The sequence below is a fragment of the Bradyrhizobium daqingense genome (assembly GCF_021044685.1).
Taxonomy (GTDB): domain Bacteria; phylum Pseudomonadota; class Alphaproteobacteria; order Rhizobiales; family Xanthobacteraceae; genus Bradyrhizobium; species Bradyrhizobium daqingense.
Genome location: NZ_CP088014.1, coordinates 7,707,081 through 7,724,776, shown reverse-complemented (window position 1 = coordinate 7,724,776; position 17,696 = coordinate 7,707,081). Strand labels below are relative to the sequence as shown.

12 protein-coding genes and 2 pseudogenes are annotated in these 17,696 nt (G+C 58.3%); 10 read left to right on the top strand and 4 right to left on the bottom strand.

Annotated features, from left to right (window positions below):
- Positions 1-180: 180 nt before the first annotated feature.
- Positions 181-963 (top strand): annotated as a pseudogene (locus tag LPJ38_RS36615) (IS5-like element ISBj2 family transposase).
- A gap of 739 nt (positions 964-1,702) precedes the next feature.
- On the opposite strand, the gene LPJ38_RS36610 reads toward LPJ38_RS36615, so the two are convergent.
- On the bottom strand, positions 1,703-2,119 hold the full coding sequence (locus LPJ38_RS36610; RefSeq protein ID WP_011084680.1) for an SET domain-containing protein: 417 nt from the start codon (positions 2,117-2,119) through the stop codon (positions 1,703-1,705).
- A 684-nt stretch (positions 2,120-2,803) separates the two neighbouring features.
- Positions 2,804-4,132 (bottom strand): hypothetical protein, encoded by a 1,329-nt coding sequence (locus LPJ38_RS36605; protein WP_011084682.1) that lies wholly within the window; start codon positions 4,130-4,132, stop codon positions 2,804-2,806.
- Between the two features lie 1,406 nt (positions 4,133-5,538).
- On the opposite strand from LPJ38_RS36605, the gene LPJ38_RS36600 reads away from it, so the two are divergent.
- The 3 genes from LPJ38_RS36600 (at position 5,539) to rpoN (ending at position 11,787) form a co-directional block, all read left to right on the top strand.
- Positions 5,539-6,153: a J domain-containing protein gene (locus tag LPJ38_RS36600; RefSeq protein ID WP_011084684.1), complete on the top strand. Its 615-nt coding sequence runs from the start codon at positions 5,539-5,541 to the stop codon at positions 6,151-6,153.
- A gap of 1,100 nt (positions 6,154-7,253) precedes the next feature.
- On the top strand, positions 7,254-8,039 hold the full coding sequence (locus LPJ38_RS36595) for a helix-turn-helix transcriptional regulator (protein ID WP_018645272.1): 786 nt from the start codon (positions 7,254-7,256) through the stop codon (positions 8,037-8,039).
- A 2,293-nt stretch (positions 8,040-10,332) separates the two neighbouring features.
- Positions 10,333-11,787 (top strand): RNA polymerase factor sigma-54, encoded by a 1,455-nt coding sequence (gene rpoN / locus LPJ38_RS36585; protein WP_011084688.1) that lies wholly within the window; start codon positions 10,333-10,335, stop codon positions 11,785-11,787.
- A gap of 684 nt (positions 11,788-12,471) precedes the next feature.
- Here rpoN and LPJ38_RS36580 read toward each other — a convergent pair.
- Positions 12,472-12,810: a c-type cytochrome gene (locus LPJ38_RS36580; protein ID WP_275937772.1), complete on the bottom strand. Its 339-nt coding sequence runs from the start codon at positions 12,808-12,810 to the stop codon at positions 12,472-12,474.
- A 72-nt stretch (positions 12,811-12,882) separates the two neighbouring features.
- Here LPJ38_RS36580 and LPJ38_RS36575 point away from each other — a divergent pair, with 72 nt between their 5' ends.
- From LPJ38_RS36575 to LPJ38_RS36560, 4 genes and pseudogenes are all read left to right on the top strand, one after another.
- Complete coding sequence (locus LPJ38_RS36575; RefSeq protein ID WP_014497906.1) at positions 12,883-13,053, top strand: hypothetical protein; 171 nt, start codon at positions 12,883-12,885, stop codon at positions 13,051-13,053.
- 557 nt (positions 13,054-13,610) lie between these two features.
- Positions 13,611-13,955 (top strand): hypothetical protein, encoded by a 345-nt coding sequence (locus LPJ38_RS36570; RefSeq protein ID WP_014497905.1) that lies wholly within the window; start codon positions 13,611-13,613, stop codon positions 13,953-13,955.
- A complete protein-coding gene (locus LPJ38_RS36565) occupies positions 13,952-14,314 on the top strand; it encodes a Wadjet anti-phage system protein JetD domain-containing protein (RefSeq protein ID WP_026312353.1) in 363 nt (120 codons plus the stop codon). The genes LPJ38_RS36570 and LPJ38_RS36565 overlap by 4 nt, the downstream gene beginning before the upstream one ends.
- 79 nt (positions 14,315-14,393) lie before the next feature.
- Positions 14,394-14,649 (top strand): annotated as a pseudogene (locus LPJ38_RS36560) (IS5/IS1182 family transposase); the annotation flags it as partial.
- 44 nt (positions 14,650-14,693) lie between these two features.
- On the opposite strand, the gene LPJ38_RS36555 reads toward LPJ38_RS36560, so the two are convergent.
- Positions 14,694-14,912, bottom strand: a complete 219-nt coding sequence (locus tag LPJ38_RS36555; RefSeq protein ID WP_161966258.1) for a hypothetical protein — start codon at positions 14,910-14,912, stop codon at positions 14,694-14,696.
- Between the two features lie 358 nt (positions 14,913-15,270).
- Here LPJ38_RS36555 and LPJ38_RS36550 point away from each other — a divergent pair, with 358 nt between their 5' ends.
- Together LPJ38_RS36550 and LPJ38_RS36545 are read left to right on the top strand one after the other, a co-directional pair.
- Entirely contained in the window at positions 15,271-16,656 is a 1,386-nt protein-coding gene (locus LPJ38_RS36550) for an ABC transporter substrate-binding protein (RefSeq protein ID WP_011084694.1), read from the top strand.
- Between the two features lie 69 nt (positions 16,657-16,725).
- Positions 16,726-17,688: a carbohydrate ABC transporter permease gene (locus LPJ38_RS36545; RefSeq protein WP_011084695.1), complete on the top strand. Its 963-nt coding sequence runs from the start codon at positions 16,726-16,728 to the stop codon at positions 17,686-17,688.
- Positions 17,689-17,696: the final 8 nt, after the last annotated feature.

Below are 17,696 nucleotides of genomic sequence, written 5' to 3'. Positions count from 1 at the left end.
GCCGGAACTTTGTGGTCTGCCCGGTGAGCACAAGCTGGTTCAGCTTGGATGAGCCGTGAGATTTCAAGCCTAGTGTTCTTTTCACTCCGCGAGCTGCCTGATGGCAACCAGCCGGCCGTTGCAAGTTCAGCTCGTACTAGGGTCTGTACCTAAATAGCGCCACGTGATTCTCTTGCCTACGTGTTGATTCGGGGGCGAGAGAATGCGCGCTGGTTTGTTTTGGCTGAACGACAGGCAATGGGCGCGTATCGAACCGCATCTGCCGAGGGGACTGACGGGGCCGGATCGGGACGACGACCGACGCATCGTCAGCGGCATCATTCACATGCTGCAATCGGGTGCACGATGGCGTGATTGTCCACGTGAATACGGCCCTTACACGACGATCTACAATCGCTTCAATCGCTGGGCCAAGCGAGGACGATGGTGCGCAATCTTCGAAGCGCTGGCCAAGCCTGGCGAAGACGGCGTCGTACTGTCGCTCGACTCGACCTCGATTAAAGCTCACCGGTGTGGCTCCGGCGGAAAAGGGGGGAGCACAATCAAGCAATCGGCCGCTCGCGCGGAGGCCGCACGACAAAAATCCATGCGCTGAGCGATCCGCTCTGCCGGCCGGTCGTCCTGCATCTGACTCCAGGCCAGGATGCCGATATCGCTGCGGCTCCCGATGTCCTGGCGCTCGCGCCACCCATGAGCGTGCTCCTCGCCGACAAAGGGTATGATGGCGACAAGCTTCGCGGCGCAATCATTCGTCGTGGCGCCAAGCCCGTAATCCCCAATAAATCTAACCGTGTCGTCATCCATCGCTTCAACAAACGCGCCTACAAAGGACGAAATGTCATCGAACGCTGCTTTGGCAGGCTTAAGGACTTCCGGCGCATCGCCACGCGATATGACAAGCTCGCCCGTAATTTTTTGGCCGCTGTTCATCTCGCCGCTCTCGTCGCATATTGGCTCAATTGAGTCTGGACCCTAGTTTTTGGGAGCGTGAGTACGCCAGGAAGCTAGGAGTCGTGCTCGGACCGCTTTAGGATCGACGCGCCCATTGTCTTGCGGCTTTCGTCCCTCGCGGCATCCTTGAGCGCGTAATGCTAGTTGATCGGCAAGATCGGATGGACCTCGGCCGACGAAATCGATCACACGATAGTCGCTGATCTCTTATCTAAACAGGTCCTGATATGGCAGTATGTAGGATCGTGACCAGATGGGACGGATGCTCTCTGCATTGCGCGAAGCTAAATCGGAGGCGCAAAGATCGAGCCGCGATAAGCCCTCATCAAGTGCGTTTGTAACAGCACATCTGCTACTCTGACATCAAGCGGCACAATCGGCCTATCCTAAAGGTAATATCAGGATCGGTGCCCGGGCCATCTCAGGAAATATCGAGGATCAAGACTCAAAAGTCAGTGCGAGAACGGGCACATCCGCGGAGATCCGGCGTTGGGTAAGCTCTAGAGATGCAATGAAGTCCGCCTCGAGGAGATACCTCATCGAAAGCGCTCCCGCGACGGTGCGCCAAGGAGCTCTGCGCGCCAAGGGATGTCTGTCGAACAAGGCTCCGCTCGCAAAATCTTCTTGCTCGGTAAGGCAGCTAGAAAATTGGCCGAGTCGGTCGATGGCCACAACGAGTTGCCGAAAGTCTTGCCGGCGTAATTCGCCAACGGATCAAGTCGTCAGACCGCGAACTTGAATCCACCGTCGCCTAGCCCGTTGGGGCATCAAGATTCATGGATGGTTCTTCATTCCACGATACGTCACACCGTGGATCGAAAAATAAGTAATTGCAGGTCAGTTCTTCACCGGGTTGTACGTCACGGGCTGTGAAAACTCGGCGGTCGTCTTGGTATGTGTTTGGGCGGCTGCTGTGGTTCATGAAGCGGGCATTGTCAGCATTGTACTCGATAACACCATCGTAAGCCTTGTAGTCTCTTGGATAGGCATGCTTATCAAGTAGCGCTTGGAATGTTGGAGCTAGGGCTTCGTATTGTTCAGGCGTCACCGTGATGTCAACGATTGGGTTGTGAATCCAGATCAACGAACCTTTGGGCAAACGAGTCGCGGAGAAAAGTCCAATACCGCCAAACCTGTCTGGCTTCAAAATTGTGTCGACGATCAGCATTGAAGAAGTCTCCCGGAGTTACTACCCAGCAAACTAACTGACGTGAGCTGCGAAATCTGCTGCACGAATTGGTAGGCTCGTTTATCCGCGCCTCCATCACAATTTATGTCTTCTCCAGGCGTATTGGGCCGCCTGCTGCGGATCGCCTCCAGCGACAAGGCCGTGAGCTGGGAGGGCTGCAAGTCAGTCGCATTCCGAGCAAAGATCCGTGTCGATTATAGCGGCGAGCTCGTGTCGCACGATCATGACCTGTTACCAGCGCGACGGCGCGCTCGATGCTCTCGCGGCCCGGCAAGCCGCCGACAAGCCCTTCATCGCAGCTTCAAGAGCCGCCCGCGGGTGAATGCGTCAGTGCGTGCCCAGGCAACTGTGGATGTGGAGCAGATATTGCAGGCAAAGTGCGCGGGAGGCCGGCACTCGACTGCCGATTTCGCTGCACAACCGCCTCGAGGCAATCAACGTGATCACGCCGTAGTTAGCAAGAAAACGGAGGTAGAAGTTCGGCCCAACGAGGAGTTGCTAAGCGATGATGCTGGCAAGTCATCGACGCGAGCAGCGGACATCTGTGCTGCCCAGAACCGCGCCAACCTCGCAGGAGCAGCCGGAGCAAGCTATGGTCCAATAACAAGTCCAATTCCGGAACTATCTGGACGGGCTCCATGCGTTTGAGATGTCCCTCGGCGTCTACATTCGTGGGTGATGGATGAGCCGAAGGTCATCGGAGCCTCCGGGTCCGAAAAGGGCGGTGTAGCGCTCACCATGAATGTCGTATTGTTTTGTCGGATGCGCTTCGTCCGGCAGAAGGCCCCACTGGCCGAGTTTCGCCCGCATCGTGTCCGGCGCGGGTTGGGTGCCGTGCAAAAAAGTCTCGGGAACGGAGAATGATGCAGCGTAAATCTCGCGGGCCGCGGGGTACGTCCTCTGAGCCCTGGAGGACGCCGGAGCGGCTTGCTCAATCGACCGTCCAAAAAGCGATCGGGCGGTTCGATCCGTTGGCTGCAGGCTGGGCGGCAGAACGTTTTCCGGTCGAGATCCGAATTGAATGGTTGAGCCTGGCGGATTGAGTGGGGTGCTTCGCCTCATCGCCCCCGCAGGCACGAACAGCGCCGTGTAACGGTCATTGTGAACGATAAAACTGGTAGGTCGGCTGTCCTGGCTCGGCGGGACGTTGCTGCGCTCGTGCGCAGCGGACGCGTGCTGGTCGCCGTGCTGCGCGTTGAACGGACCAACGGCCGCTTCTGAGTCCAGGGCTTGGTGATGACCCTCGTTTGGTTCGAGAGATGACGATGGGCGAGCGTTATCCACCATGGCCCACAGCAGATCCTGATCGTAGACTTCCTCAGGAAGGACGAACCGGCTGCTGGCCAGAAGCGGTGCGCCGGCGTCTTCAATTAACTCGCGACCGGTTGAATTGCCGGGCTCGGTGCGCTGGCGCGCAGTGGCATTTTCTTCCGCCAGGCTTAGTGTCCTCTGCCTCTTCGTAGGTTGGCCGGTGTAATCCTCATCCACAACGACTTCGTGACCTGAGCTGGAAGCGACCGAGGCTAGCTCGTTTGCAGCCGGCCGGTAGGCGCCGCTCCAGCTGAAGTAACGAACGGCTTCTTCGGGATCCGGTGCCAGACCACCCGGGGCTGGCCGGTTGAGAGACGATGCTAGGATCGCTTCGCGTATCGGCTCTTGCCACGGATCCTGATCGTGACCTTGCGCAGTCAGTTCCTCCGGCCCACCCTGCGGCGCGCGATGCTGCGCAGCGGCGTCCTCGCGTCTGGTGACTGCGTGTTCGGGATGAGGACGGTCCGTGCTCTGGTGCTCAAGTCCCAATGCCTGGGCCAGTCTAAGGCCTTCTTCAGACAGATGAGGGTAGTAGGGATCATGAAAAACGGGATTCTCTGCGATTGTCGAGGTATCAAGCTGGGGCACTTCATCCAAGTAAGGCTCAAACTCCGCTTGCTGCTGTTGCGGTGCCGCGGCGTGGTCACGGTCGAGTGGGTTGATGCGGTTAAAAGGGTCCATGTCGACTCTCCGGTGGTTTGAGTCGGCTCGCAATGCCGATCCAATCGTGTCACTGTCTCACTCTATTAGGATCAGCTGTCGACAAGCTGACGTGCTTAGAGACTAACCGGAGTGCGATCTCAGCTCAGTCATTTCGCCGCAATCGCGACTGGTGACGAAGCCGAGCAGGCGGCATCGTTTTTGCCTGTTTGGGACGGGCTCAAATACTGTCGGCACTCTGACGCCGCGATGATCTCGGCAACTGATTGTGGCTCTTCGGTCATCCCAACGTCTCACGCTTGCTCAGCTTGCACAATCTAATACGGTTGGTGGCCGACAACGGTTCCTGGCTCGCATGTTCGTGTGCCGTACCGCGGCGGATGCTCTCGCTCGGATTGTGGTTCTCTGCTGGTGCTCGGCCGGCAAGACACAGAAAGCCAATAGGCTTTATATCGGCGATCCTTGTCCGGTAATCGCGGCCACGCACATATTTGGTGCGCTCGCAGTAAAGATGTCGAGTGCATGCTCCGCGACCGCGCCGGCTGGGCGCCGTTGAGACCCTCCATGGCCTTCTTCTTGCCGCTCAGAACCAGCTCGGGCTCTCTTTGATCGCCGGCGGACTTGTGCTGCGGCGCACGTATTTGCCCCGCGATCGATTGTTCAGGCCCCAAAAATCGCTAATAGCAAAAGATTCGCCGCATCCTTTCCAGCAGGGCCGATCGTGCCTCCTGAAATCGCGAGTCAACATACGGCCCGGCTAAGCAGGGGATCAAAGCTCCTGGTCGCCGCGCTCGGCTGGCAAAATCAAGTACGTGAAGCGGATCCAACCGGCGAGAGTCGCGCGCCCGGTCCTCACCTTGGGCCCGGCCGCCTCGATTGCGCCGATAGCTTTTGCGGTGTTGCGCGGCCATCCTTGGCCGCTTCATCTCGCCGGCGTCTCTGGAACGATTCCGTCGCGGCACCGGGCGAGCAGAACACGCGCTCTGTTGCGCAGAATTTGTAGCACGCATGATCAACCGCAGGCGGCTGAGCGAAGGGCAGGATGTTGATAGTCTCATTCTGGCCATATCGCCTCGTCGAGAAGTTCTCGCAAATTCACCATCCGCGTTGCTCCGCTGCTTCCCTAAGCGCGTCATCAGCCAGATTCCTGCATAGCTCCCGCTTTGTTCGTATTCACCCGGTCCCGTTCAAGACCTCGATGTGCAGAGCCCGACAGCACATTGCAATTGAATCGATCTGAGATCGCAAAGAGATGATTGTCTGAACCAAGCGCGCGAGTCCTGGCATGTCGATTGCTGGGAAGTGCTTGCTACACCATGCACTGAACTAGACGCAAAGGCCGAGTCAGATCCAACTTGCCGTCGAAACCAATTCTCTAGCTTAGAAGCGGCGCTGCTAACTGCCGCTCCGCCCAACGGAGCCAAGTCATGCTGAGCGACACATCCAAATTCTTCGCCTCCATTCGCATCAACAAGCAGGAAGCGCAGGAGGAGCGCCGGACCGCGGTGCGATGCGAATGGCCTGATTGCCAGAACAAGGCAACCCATCCCGCGCCAAAGGGCCGCCACAATGCGCGCGAATATTGGCACTTCTGCATCGAGCATGCTCGCGAATACAATCAGTCCTACAATTTCTTCTCCGGGATGGACGCCGAAGCGATCGCGCGCTACCAGAATGACGCGCTGACGGGCCATCGTCCAACTTGGAAAATCGGCGAGCCCATCAGCGCCCGCAAGATGACCGGCAGCCCGGCCCATTCCGAGGACGACTGCGATGCTTTTTGCATGCTCGCTGAGCTGAAGGGACGCGCCCGCGCGGAGGCCAGGCCTGAGACGCGCAAGCTTTTCAATGCCAAGCGGAAAGCGTTGCAGGTGATGGGCCTGAATGTCGATGCGACGCTCGGAGATATCAAGGCGAGGTACAGGGCGATGGTCAAGAGGCACCACCCCGATGCCAATGGCGGCGACCGCTCTACGGAGCAGCGCCTGGTCGAGATCATCAAGGCCTACCATTACCTGAAGACCGTGGTGCGGGAGAGCTAACCCGGACACGACTTGAACGGCTTCACCTCACCCGCCATTCCATAGCCCTTCATCGTGTGAAGGCTGCACCCGAGCTGGCGTGTAACCCGCTTCAGACCCTAGGCCCGAGAGGCGCAACATTTCCGCCACGCCACAAGGAGTTCTATCAACCTGCTCCCGGACCGATCAACAACGAGCCTTTGTTTCTTTCCTCGTTCATTCGCTCTCTCCTCGGGTTTGCAAGGAGGGGGCAAGTCTTCACGACGCCGATGGGAAGTTCGCAAAGGCGAGCCACAGCGAAAGTTCGAAAGTGCCGTCCTCGACTGCTCGAAAAGCAGAGCCACACTAAACTGCTGCTCCGCTGCCCGCAGGAAGGTTGGTACTGGACTTGCCTCGCGCGTTAAGATGGCACTCAGGGAGTGCCATTCGCGCCCCGTCAATGCAGGTGAGACGGCAGGCCTTTAATCACGCTCTTGATCTATATCAAATTCTGTGTCGCGCATGAGACGTTGTCGCATGTTCGACGTATGTCACATCCGCTCAACCAGAGGAGACCATCTTTCTGCGAGTGCCCCTATTATGGGGGCAAGTTCTCCGATCGGCGAGTGGTGCGAGAATTGCTGTGCGCATCGGTGGTTCTTGGAAAGTCCTGAGGATCGCATGCACGCTGTCGTCCTCGTCAAGCAGCCATTTGTTGATGTCCGCGGGTGGTGGCCCAAAATGCGCAAGCACCTGAGGGCGCTGGACCCGTCCGGGTGTGGTGTGCCGAGCTGCGAACAGTTCCATGCCGACCTCGCTCCTTTGCGGTGGCGCTCGAGATGCCGGCATGTTCTTACGAGAAGTGCTGACCGTGTCCGCCGCAATCGTTGCATGATTTGCCAGCCGTTCTTTCGAGAGACTGGGGCACTGGCACCTCGGAGAGCAGCCCGACCGGTCAGCAGCGAACAAAGTCAGCTTCGCTTTGGCTCGACCTGCCAGCGTGCGTCAAGTCGCTCCGATTATCTTCTCGGAGCGTGCTGGGACCGTGTGAAACAGTTCTGGGCCGGCGCTTTCCTTTCGCGCGCGAGCTTTCAGCTGCAAGAAGCAAAGCCAACATCTGTGTAAGCAAACGGAAATAGAAAATGGATGACCAGTCGCACGGCAAAATGCCACTCGCTTCAAGCAGACGGGAAAGTCGCGGGCCCGACCTATTCAGCTTCATCGAGTGCGCTATACAGACAAGATCAATCGCAGCGCTGTTCGATCTTCTTGTGAATTTCGCGAGCAATGAAGGCTTTGATAAAGTCGCCTACGGAGCACTCTCCTGCTCCAATGAGCGTCGTTTGCCAGAGTATCTACCGCCCCCGCCAACTATAAACTTCCCGTCTGATTGGTGCCAACGCTATGCTGAACAAGAATATCAAGCGATCGACCCGGTGGTCCGGCGGACAGCAATGCTGCCAAGGCCCTTTCTTTGGGATGAACTAACCAGTCGATATGAACTGCAGCCCCGTGAGCTGCGCGTCTTACGCGAGGCCAAAGAAGCAGGCCTTAAGCATGGCATGAGCGTGCCATTGTTTGGATCGCAAGGCCGATCGGCTTTCGTATCGTTTGCATCTCCTTTCGATGATGCCGATCCACAGGATCGCATGGCTCATCTCACGACATTGGCGTCGGCGTTTCACAACGCTGTCGCGCAGATTACACCGCCGCTTGATGAGAGTTGCGAGACAGACATTCCGCTAACACCGCGAGAAACAGAGTGCCTATACTGGGTCGCAGAGGGGAAGTCAGCCTGGGTAATCGGGCAACTTGTTAACGTCACTGATAATACCGTCAATTTCCACATGAAGAACGTCATCAGAAAGCTAGGGGCGGCAAACCGGACAAATGCTGTAGCCAAAGCAACCCGGCGCGGCATCATTTAGCTCCGTACGCCTTCAAAGGAACGATCAAGGACCCTGCGTCGGCGGGCTCTTCCTTTGCGATTCATCTGCTGCGGTCGGGATAGCCGATCTCTAGTGGATTCAACGATGTACTTCAACGGAATTGGCTCAAACCAGATGACGGGGCAAGCGCATCCGGCGCGCGTGTCCGGTGTTTATCAGTGGCTGGCGTGGACCTAGGGGCGTCGGCGCTTCATGCAAGTCTCGCTGCGTCAGACTCGCCTGAGGCTGGATTTCCTAGTTCGGACAATGCAGGTCCTAGGCGGTAAATCGCATGCTTTGTCATACCGACCACGCGATCCCGGCGCTATTGATATGAAGTTCCATCCGTTTCAGATCGAGGATGTCGATCTGTTTGCCAGGAATCGCGCTGTTATAGGTTTTTGCAAGTAAGTGTTGCTAAACAGGCTGCTCAACGCAATGAACGGGTTGAAGCAACAATGACAACATCTTCATTCTCGCCACCAACCGTCTCGAGGCTCTCGAGGCTGCGCCAGCCGGCCGTCCCGGCCATATCAATCAGGCAACTGAGGTGCCGCTGCTCGATGCGACCGCCCGCGAAAGCTGGTTCGTCCCTATGGCAGGGGCTTGCCGCTGGACGAAGCCGTGATCGCTGAAGCCAGGCCCTTCACCTGAGCGGCAGCGCGGCCCTTATCGAGAAGTTGATGCTTCGCGTTGTGCAATCGAGGCTTGCCAGCTGCGGCAATGTCGGCGCGATTTCCACTAACATGAAGCTACCTGCCCGTGCGCAGCGAGTTCAATCGCGATGCGCATTGCATTGTGGCTATGGTGCGCGCCCCACAACTAGGCGCGTCCCAAGTTACCTATCGAAGGATTTGTGGTGAGGGGTCTCCAGCCGTCGACCTTGCGCATGTTGATCTGGCCGGGGGTGAGCAGGCCAGGACGGCATTGCCGCGGCGGCCGCTGATGGCAAACGGTCTTGATCTTGATCCGTCGCTCGAACTCCTCACGCGGCCGCTCAATTGCGTCGGTAGCCGGAATAAGATGTCGCGGCGCCAACTTCCGCTGCGGTGTTCTACAGCGCGGTGTATGGTGCTACCATCGGCGCAGAGGCAGCGGGAGCGCGAATGGCAGGTACGACGACGCGGGCGATGAGCCGGGGTTCGGCTCGGGAGCTTGCCTCTGCGACCCGGTGAGTTGTACCAAGAGCGCGAATTCTTCTTGTCGTTTCGCCGCAGCTCAGATGCCACTGAGGCGAGTGATTGGGGTCGGCATCCCACCGAAGCTTCGGAGAGGTGTTGTTTGGGGAGGCGGCAGGCTTCACCGGCAGCACCGATATGGCGAGGAGTGGGCCAACGCGCTGGCAAGACCCCGCTGGCCAGCGATGAAATGTTGCTCGAGGTCGTAGGAACATCATGGCGGTCTCGCGCGTGCGGACGCCTCTCGCGGAGCGAGTATGTCGGCCGGCCGCTGCAAGCAAGGCGACTGGCGCAGGGCTCTCGACCAAACCGACAAGATCGTCCCGCTCAGCGGCCAAGCGGAGGAAACTAACTGTCCCAGATTTGATGCGTCAGAGGCCCCAGATTCGTCATCCCGAATACGTTGGAACTTTCGGCAGGATAAGCCGAAGAGCAGGCCAATATATGCCCGCTATTCGAACTTCTGCCGATTTGCGTCAGCAACCCGGACAAGAGACTCTTCTCGACGCACATGGGGCAGACGCTAGCGGCCAACAAGCGGCAGGCGTTGGGCAGCTGAATGGTGATCGCCTCGCAATCGCGTTTGACGCAATAGCGATCTTGCGGCCGGTTCAACCCGCTACCTCAACTATTTTCGACTGCCAGCCCTAGTGCCAATTCGTTTGCGCAACTTCCTTCCACGATCGGCTTCGAAGTTCGCGCTAATTCGAGCGTGCAGCAAGGCTCGACAGCGAGGGACTGTCTGAGTGGCGGCAGGCACTGATCCTGAGCCCCGCGCAGCTGTTGCCGGCGCTCCTGCGGGAGGGTGGAGGATCGCGGCTACGCGCAGAACTCACCGAAACTGCCGGGGACTGCAAGTCCTTGATAGGAGTATCGCCACGGGAAGCTGTCCTGTTTGTTGATGCCCTCGCGTCACAGTGCCGCATCCGAATTCCTAGTCCTCTCATCTCGCGCACAATGGGGATTGACGAGGGAGCTCCGACTGAGTGTCGGATTCCGTTGTTCGCTGCCTTCATCTCACCTCGCATCCGCTTTTGCGCGACATCAAAGCGCTTAGATCAGCTCCTGACTAGATGAGCAAAACGCAGACCAACTTCAGTAACGGTTCTTGCTTCATGGCGCTCACGCAAAGATTAGAGTTCCGGCAATCCCAGTCGCTGGTCATGTCGCCGCAGCTGATGCAGGCGATCAAGCTGCTGCAATTATCTAATCTCGACCTCATGACCTTCGTGGAGGAAGAGCTGGAGTGTAATCCGCTGCTCGAGCGTGCCAGTGACGATGCAGCTGGGGCCGAAGCCCCGACTGAGGTCGATCAGGTCAGCGGCGATCAGCTGGCCGAGGCCCAAGTGCGCGACGCCCGGGATGGCGCCATGACCACCTATACCGAATGGGGTGGCGGCGGCTCGGGTGACGAAGACTACAATCTCGAAGCGTTTGTCGCGTCCGAGACAACATTGTCCGACCACCTGGCCGAACAACTGTCGGTCGCATTCACCGCGCCGGCGCAGCGCATGATCGGGCAGTATCTGATCGATCTCGTCGACGAAGCCGGCTATCTGCCGCCGGATCTCGGCCAGGCCGCCGAGCGGCTCGGCGCAACGCAGGAGGATGTCGAGCACGTTCTTGCCGTCCTGCAGGAGTTCGATCCGCCCGGCGTCTGTGCGCGTAACTTGCGCGAGTGCCTGGCGATCCAGCTCCGCGAGCTCGATAGATACGATCCGGCGATGCAGGCCCTCGTCGAGCATCTCGATCTCCTCGCCAAGCGCGACATCGCGAGCTTGCGCAAGCTCTGCGGCGTCGACGACGAGGACATCGCCGACATGATCGACGAGCTCCGCCGGCTCAGTCCCAAGCCGGGCATGAAGTTCGGGTCGGCGCGGCTGCAGACGATGGTACCCGACGTCTATGTCCGTCCGGCTCCTGATGGCGGCTGGCATGTCGAGCTCAACAGCGACACCTTGCCGCGCGTGCTGGTCAACCAGACCTATTATTCCAAACTGTCGAAGAAGATCGGCAAGGACGTCGATAAGTCCTACTTCAACGACGCGCTGCAGAACGCGACCTGGCTGGTGCGCGCGCTCGACCAGCGCGCCCGCACCATCCTGAAAGTTGCGACCGAGATCGTGCGTCAGCAGGACGGCTTCTTTACCCTTGGTGTTGCGCATTTGCGGCCGCTGAATCTAAAGGCCGTTGCCGAGGCCATCCAGATGCATGAATCCACGGTGTCGCGCGTCACCGCCAACAAATACATGGCAACAAATCGCGGCACATTCGAGTTGAAATATTTCTTCACGGCATCGATCCCTTCGGCGGATGGCGGTGAGGCGCATTCCGCTGAAGCGGTGCGTCACCGCATCAAGCAGCTGATCGAATCCGAAGAGCCGTCAGCGGTTCTGTCCGATGACGCGATCGTTGAGCGCCTGCGAGTCTCGGGCATTGATATTGCCCGCCGCACGGTCGCGAAGTACCGCGAAGCCATGCGCATTCGGTCCTCGGTGCAGCGCCGCCGCGACAATATGTGGTCAACGATGAACAGTAGAGCATCGGGCGGAACTGGCCTCGATAAATAAACCCCCAGCTGTCGATTTAATCCGGAAGCGTAGCTTTGGAGGTCTCTGAAAGCGGGCCTTTGGAGCGAGATTGTTGATGGTGATGGAAGGAAGCTTCTGGCGCGGCATTTGAGGAGAGGTAGTATAGGCCGACTGCCGTCTAAGAGGGGCGAGCGTTTTCAGAGGCTCCGTCGGCGCCAAGCTCTTATTCCTCCCAAGTCCTCGCCTTGGCTTATTGTCGGCCGATATACGGCCCCGATCGGTAGCAGCCGGCTGATCTCGCACGCCAATGATCGCCACCACCTCTTCCGCGATAACTTTCCGGTTCGTTGCTACGCTGCACAACAAGGTTGTAGGGCGAATTATTGGCTTAACCATAATAGCTCGGCGCTAAATGTTGTAAAAACTACACTTGGAGCGCCCAGATTTTGGAAAATGAACAGGTTTTCGAGTGCGCAACTGTAGCCGCGCCCAGCATCGCCAAGTGCGGTTGGGCGGGATCGTCAGGATTGCGCCAAGTCGGGGCTGCTTAGGACCGGCGAGCTCATGGCGGCTTCAAGACAATCGACGACGTCCCGGCAGGAGGGACACATGACCTGGCTGAGCAGGGACAATCTGCCGAATGGCACGTGTTCGGACGAGGCGCATTCGAACTCGGCGGAAGCTAGCGACGCCGGCACACAAGTCGGCGTCGAACGCCATCGCTCATAGAGTCTTGAGATATTCGACAAGCGCTCGCCGTTCGGCGTCGGTCAACTCTGGTCCGATGATGCCGGGCGGCAGTTTCCTTAAGTCGGTTTCCTTACCCTCGAAAGAATGTCCGCGATTGCTGTTCCCAAGCAGCGACACATCGAAGTTCGTCAGACCGGCCGCACAGCTTTCGGACGACTGTGCTTTCGTCGCGAGCCCGACGTTGACCGGGTCGAACGCACGGCTGCCTACGCAAAACGACATCGGCCGCTTGGCGTGCGGCACCAGCATGTCTCTCAGGGTCGGAACAGACCCGTTGTGCAGATAAGGAGCTGTTGCCCAAACACCGTCCAATGGTCGCGCCCGGTACTGAGTGAAAAGCTGTCCCAGCTATTTAGGTTCATCGAGGGTACGATCAAGCATGTCATGCCGACCATCGTTGCCGAGATCGCCTATCAAAGCCTTGGAAGCGAAAAGCTGGTTGATTTTATCGATGAGCAGATACGCAGCGAGAAGACATCTGCAATTCGCACGCTGCTCTGCTCTTTCATGTTGCTCGAGATCGACTCGTTCCCTAGCTATAACCAGGATAAGTGAGTTTTACGAATCGGAAGATACGCCACGGTGGGTGACAGCTGTCATAACCGAGCGCCTGTACAGCTATTATCGGCAACGACCTCTGGCGGGCGCAACACGCAAAAAATTTGAGGAACTTGTTGTGACGCTAGAAATGCGCTTGGCCGGTAAATCTCGTCCAAGAGTTCGAGGAAATTATTTATCCGCCTTGAAGAAGAAGGCATTCAAAGAACCAAAGTCCTAAACTCTTATTCTGGATGAAGCGCCTCCTACAGTCAAAGATCGAGCCATGTCGCTGGACTTGCGGCGCGGATGGGGCGGCGGACTCGATCATGGCCATGGATCGCCTCAAGGGTCGCGCATGGCAACCGAAAGGCTACCATACGCCGGCCAGCTGATCGTTAGGGTCGCGCCGGGCGGCGATCATGGTTCGATGAACGCCGCTGCGCGCGGATCACGCCCGGCCTGCCTTGACCAGATCGAACCACCGCTTCAGGTGCGGATGCGCGCACCAGTCGATCCGTCGTTGATCGACCGGGAGCGGTAGCCCGCGGGTCGCTTCGTCCGATGTCGATACGTTGCGCCACGCCTTCGATCTCGCCCAGGCCATCCTGGACAACAAGCATCTCGACGTGGACTATAAGACCTTCTCGCGACGGACGGTGAGGCACAGCAAGACGCTGGAACGCGTTGAAGGCGTCGTGGTTCGGCTCCTGAGTGGCGTCCTCGAGTTTCCTCCGGGCGCGCGGCCCCGCGAGGCACTGCGGGCGATCGGGCTGGAACGCTTTGCCCCGCCGCTGCTGATCGCGGGTAAGATCGATCTTCTTGGGGCCGATCTCTCCGGAGCCACTCCGCTCATCTCGGGATCGCGCCTAAGGAGGCAGATCATGTCCGCTTCCGGGAGCCGCCGGCGTATGTTTTGACGATCGAAAACTTGGCAAGCTTCAACAGGCACGTCGCCGAGGCCGACGCCGCTCGACTGGGTGCTACGCTGTATGTTGGCGGGTATCCCTCGCTTGCCAGCCAACAGGCCCTGCGCACGATCTCGGCAATGGTGTCCGAACAAACCCCGATCTTTCACTGGTCGGATATCGATCCGGACGGCACCTGGATATTCCACACGATGGAGCGCGCCGTCGGACGACCGATCCTGCCGCATCTCGGGGCGGGCGCCGACCAAAAAGTCCGCACCCGCTCGTTGCCCACCAAACTCCGGCATCGCTTCACTGGCGGCATACTTGGCCAAAGATGGATCCAAGATCCTCGAGCAGGAGGAGCTTGATCCGATTCTTCCTACGCCCACGTAGGCGTTCGGACTGACGAGGGCGCCAGCTTGCGTAACGGGCACGCTTGGCCATTGACGTAAGCGGCTCGGTGACAAGCTGGAGCTCTTGCTGGCCGAGAGCTTGAGGGGGCGCATGAGACCGGCGCGTTGCGGACGCGCGATCTCAAGCAGCGACGGTGGAGACCACCGTTCAGCCCAAGACCATCACCTCCCGACCGATGCCAAGCTGGAATATGCGGCGATTAACCAATCGGCTGGCCCGCGAGTGCGGCCTTAAGTTGCGGCAATCTTATCTGCGCATCGGCTCAGGCGCCTCTCAGTCATCGAGCCGTGAATGGCCACATGAAGAGCGACGGGCATCTCGGTCGCTGCCATCTCAAAGGGCCGGGAGGGGGACGCCGCCAACATCGCCTTCACCGCCGTCGACCACAATCTCCGCCTCACCCTCAGCCTGGCTGAGGCTTTCGTTGGGCCTAATCCGCAACGCCTTGTTGCTGATGCTCGCGGTCGCGCTCGAGCTTCGTCCTGCAATATGGCGGGTTGAGAGACCAGATTGTTTGCGGATCGAGAAAGGTTGCGGCAATGCATCAAGCACTCGTCCCTCTTAAAAGCAGCACAATCAAGAACAAGATCGAGGCGTCCGTGCCGCAAGGTGAGATTAACAGAGGGATTCGAACGAGCTACTATGCATCAGCTCGGGCGGTTGGCCCGGCTCGGCCCTCGTTTGTAGGCTGGCTGCGCGGGGTCTGAACATGGGCCTGCATTGATCATCTCCCCATGGCTTTTGCAACGGCTGCTGTAACGCTGTTTTCTTGACTTACCCAAAAATACCCAACTTCGATCTGAATGGGTGCATAAGGGCGGAAAATCACGGCTAGCGTTACCAACACTCGCGGCCCTGGAAGACGACAGGCACGTGAACTTGAGGGCCGAAGAGCCCAGAGGAGGGACCAATGCCAAGGACGCTAGCCGCACCGCGCGGCCATTCTTACCATTTCGTCAAAGCCGCTCTGATTTGCTCAACTCTCTTGTCCGGTGCGGCCGCATCTTTCGGCCAGGCCAAAGCGGAGGATATCAACTGGCGCCAGTTCGAGGGCGCTTCGATCGTTTGGGCTTACGACATCCATCCATATGCTGACGCGGTTGCAGCACAGCTTCCTGAGTTCGAGAAGTTGACGGGCATCAAGGTGACGCCCGAGCTTTATCCGGACGATGCCTATTGGAATAAGCTGACCATCCAGCTGAGCACAAAATCGCCCTCGTGGGATGTCGTCGGCACAGGAATTCAACCGGCTTGGGATCTTGCGCCCGGTCAACTGCTTGAGCCGCTCGACCGCTATCTGAACGACCCTAAGCTCACATCGGCAAGCTATGACTACAAGGACTTCTTCCCCGCATTGCGTGACGCGCTGACTTGGCAAGTCAATGGCGGGCAGATCGAACCGGGCCGGGGTCAGGTGTGGGCCATCCCGCACGGGTTCGAAAACATCCAATTGTTCTACCGTAAGGACATTCTTGACAAACACGGTATCAAGGTTCCGACAACCCCGCCGGAAATGTCGGCGGCATGCGAAAAGCTAAAATCTGCCGATCCCGCGATCACGCCCCTGGGTGTGCGAGGAGTGCGCTTTTGGAGCAGCATCCACACGGCCGCGATCTCAATCGCCAAGTCCTATGGTGTACACGACTTCGTCGTCAAGGACGGCAAGTTGGAAACCGGTCTCAATTCTCCCGAGTCGATCGCCTTCCACAAAGACTACGTGGAGATGATCAAGAGGTGTGCTGCCCCATCCTTTGCCAACGACAACTGGTACCAAGTGGTCGATGGCATCAATTCGGGTCGGACAGCGATGGCGATCGATTCTAACATGTTCGGGTTCTGGAACGATGTTGCCGGCAAGCCCGCTTCGGGCAAGATTGCCTTCGCTCCGCCACTGCGAGCTCCGAACGGCAAGACTTTCGAATCGAACATCTGGATCTGGTCCCTGGCCATGAATGCTGCTTCCCAGAAAAAGGGAGCGGCCTGGCTCTTCATTCAGTGGGCGACGTCAAAGCAGGTCGAGCTGAACGGTGCCATCGCCGGCAAGCTCGTCAACTCGCCGCGCGCTTCGACCTGGAGCGACAAGGTTTGGCTCGACTATGCGGCTAAACCGGAATTCACAAATTTCGTGGATACCTTCAAGAGTGTTCAGGACCGGGCTGCGCTCGCCTTTACGCCGCGCGTAGGGTTTGCCGAGGCCATGAACGCCTGGGCAGTTGCCATGCAGAAGATGGTTAATGGTGCGGACGTGAAGGCGACATTGGCCGACCTCGCCTCCGAGATTCGCTCCTCCATGTAAGGCAACCGGGGAGCGGCATCACCGGATTGCCGCCTCCACTACCCCCGCGTATCTTTCGAGAAGTGAGCGATGAACCTTCGAGGCATCGACGCAACCGTGATGCTACAATCATCGGTAGGCCAACTGGCACCGCCCAAAAAAGAGCAGGTGCAAAGCGCCGGGCAGCATGCTCTTGACTGGTGGAGCCTTGCTGCGATTGCTCCCGCGATCATCATACTGCTCGGATTTCTTTTTCTGTTTTTCTATGGCGTCTTCCAATCGCTGACCGATCTCAAGTTTGGCCGTCCCCTGGTTCGTTTCATTGGGGTCACCAACTATGAAGTGGCAATCAAGACTCAAGATTTCTGGAACAGCATGCGGGCGACCACGGTGTATGCCTGCTCCGCGGTCCTCGCGGAAGCGTTCTCTGGGCTTGCGCTCGCCAAATTGTTCGCAAGCCGCGTGTTTCTTGCACAATTGATGCGGCCTGTCATTCTCCTTCCGTTGGTATTGCCGCCCATGAGCGTCGCCCTGATGTGGACCACAATGATGGATCCACAAAACGGGATTCTGAACTATTTGCTTTCGCTCGTCGGGATCGGCCGCTTCGCCTGGATTTCGGACGCCGGTACGGCGATGTTCTCGCTAGTTCTCATCGACATATGGACTTACACACCATTTTTTGCGCTCATCATCTTCGCCGGTTTGCAGGGCATTAACGAGGAGATCAGAGAAGCCGCGCGGATCAATGGCGCTAAGGGTTGGGCGACGTTCCTCCATATTGAGCTTCCACTCATTGCACCGTATATCCTGATCGCCGCAGTCTTTCGGCTGATCGAGTCGCTCAATCAGTTCGATATCATCTTCGGAACAACCCAGGGCGGTCCAGGTGACAGTACCTCCGTGCTCTCGGTTCGCGCCTACATCACAGCCTTTCAAAACCTCGCCTTCGGGCGTGGTGCCGCGCTCATGGTTGTCAACTGGTTGATCGTGCTTCTCGGGACCTTGGCCATGGTAAAATTGTGGCGGTTGGTTCGGCAGCGCGTAAGCTAGAGGAGGCT

Excerpts from the sequence above, each read along its gene's own strand:
- LPJ38_RS36610 (WP_011084680.1), bottom strand. The coding sequence starts at position 2,119 with ATGCTGATCGTCGACACAATTTTGAAGCCAGACAGGTTTGGCGGTATT.
- LPJ38_RS36605 (WP_011084682.1), bottom strand. The coding sequence starts at position 4,132 with ATGGACCCTTTTAACCGCATCAACCCACTCGACCGTGACCACGCCGCG.
- LPJ38_RS36600 (WP_011084684.1), top strand. The coding sequence starts at position 5,539 with ATGCTGAGCGACACATCCAAATTCTTCGCCTCCATTCGCATCAACAAG.
- LPJ38_RS36595 (WP_018645272.1), top strand. The coding sequence starts at position 7,254 with ATGGATGACCAGTCGCACGGCAAAATGCCACTCGCTTCAAGCAGACGG.
- rpoN (WP_011084688.1), top strand. The coding sequence starts at position 10,333 with ATGGCGCTCACGCAAAGATTAGAGTTCCGGCAATCCCAGTCGCTGGTC.
- LPJ38_RS36575 (WP_014497906.1), top strand. The coding sequence starts at position 12,883 with ATGCCGACCATCGTTGCCGAGATCGCCTATCAAAGCCTTGGAAGCGAA.
- LPJ38_RS36550 (WP_011084694.1), top strand. The coding sequence starts at position 15,271 with ATGCCAAGGACGCTAGCCGCACCGCGCGGCCATTCTTACCATTTCGTC.
- LPJ38_RS36545 (WP_011084695.1), top strand. The coding sequence starts at position 16,726 with ATGAACCTTCGAGGCATCGACGCAACCGTGATGCTACAATCATCGGTA.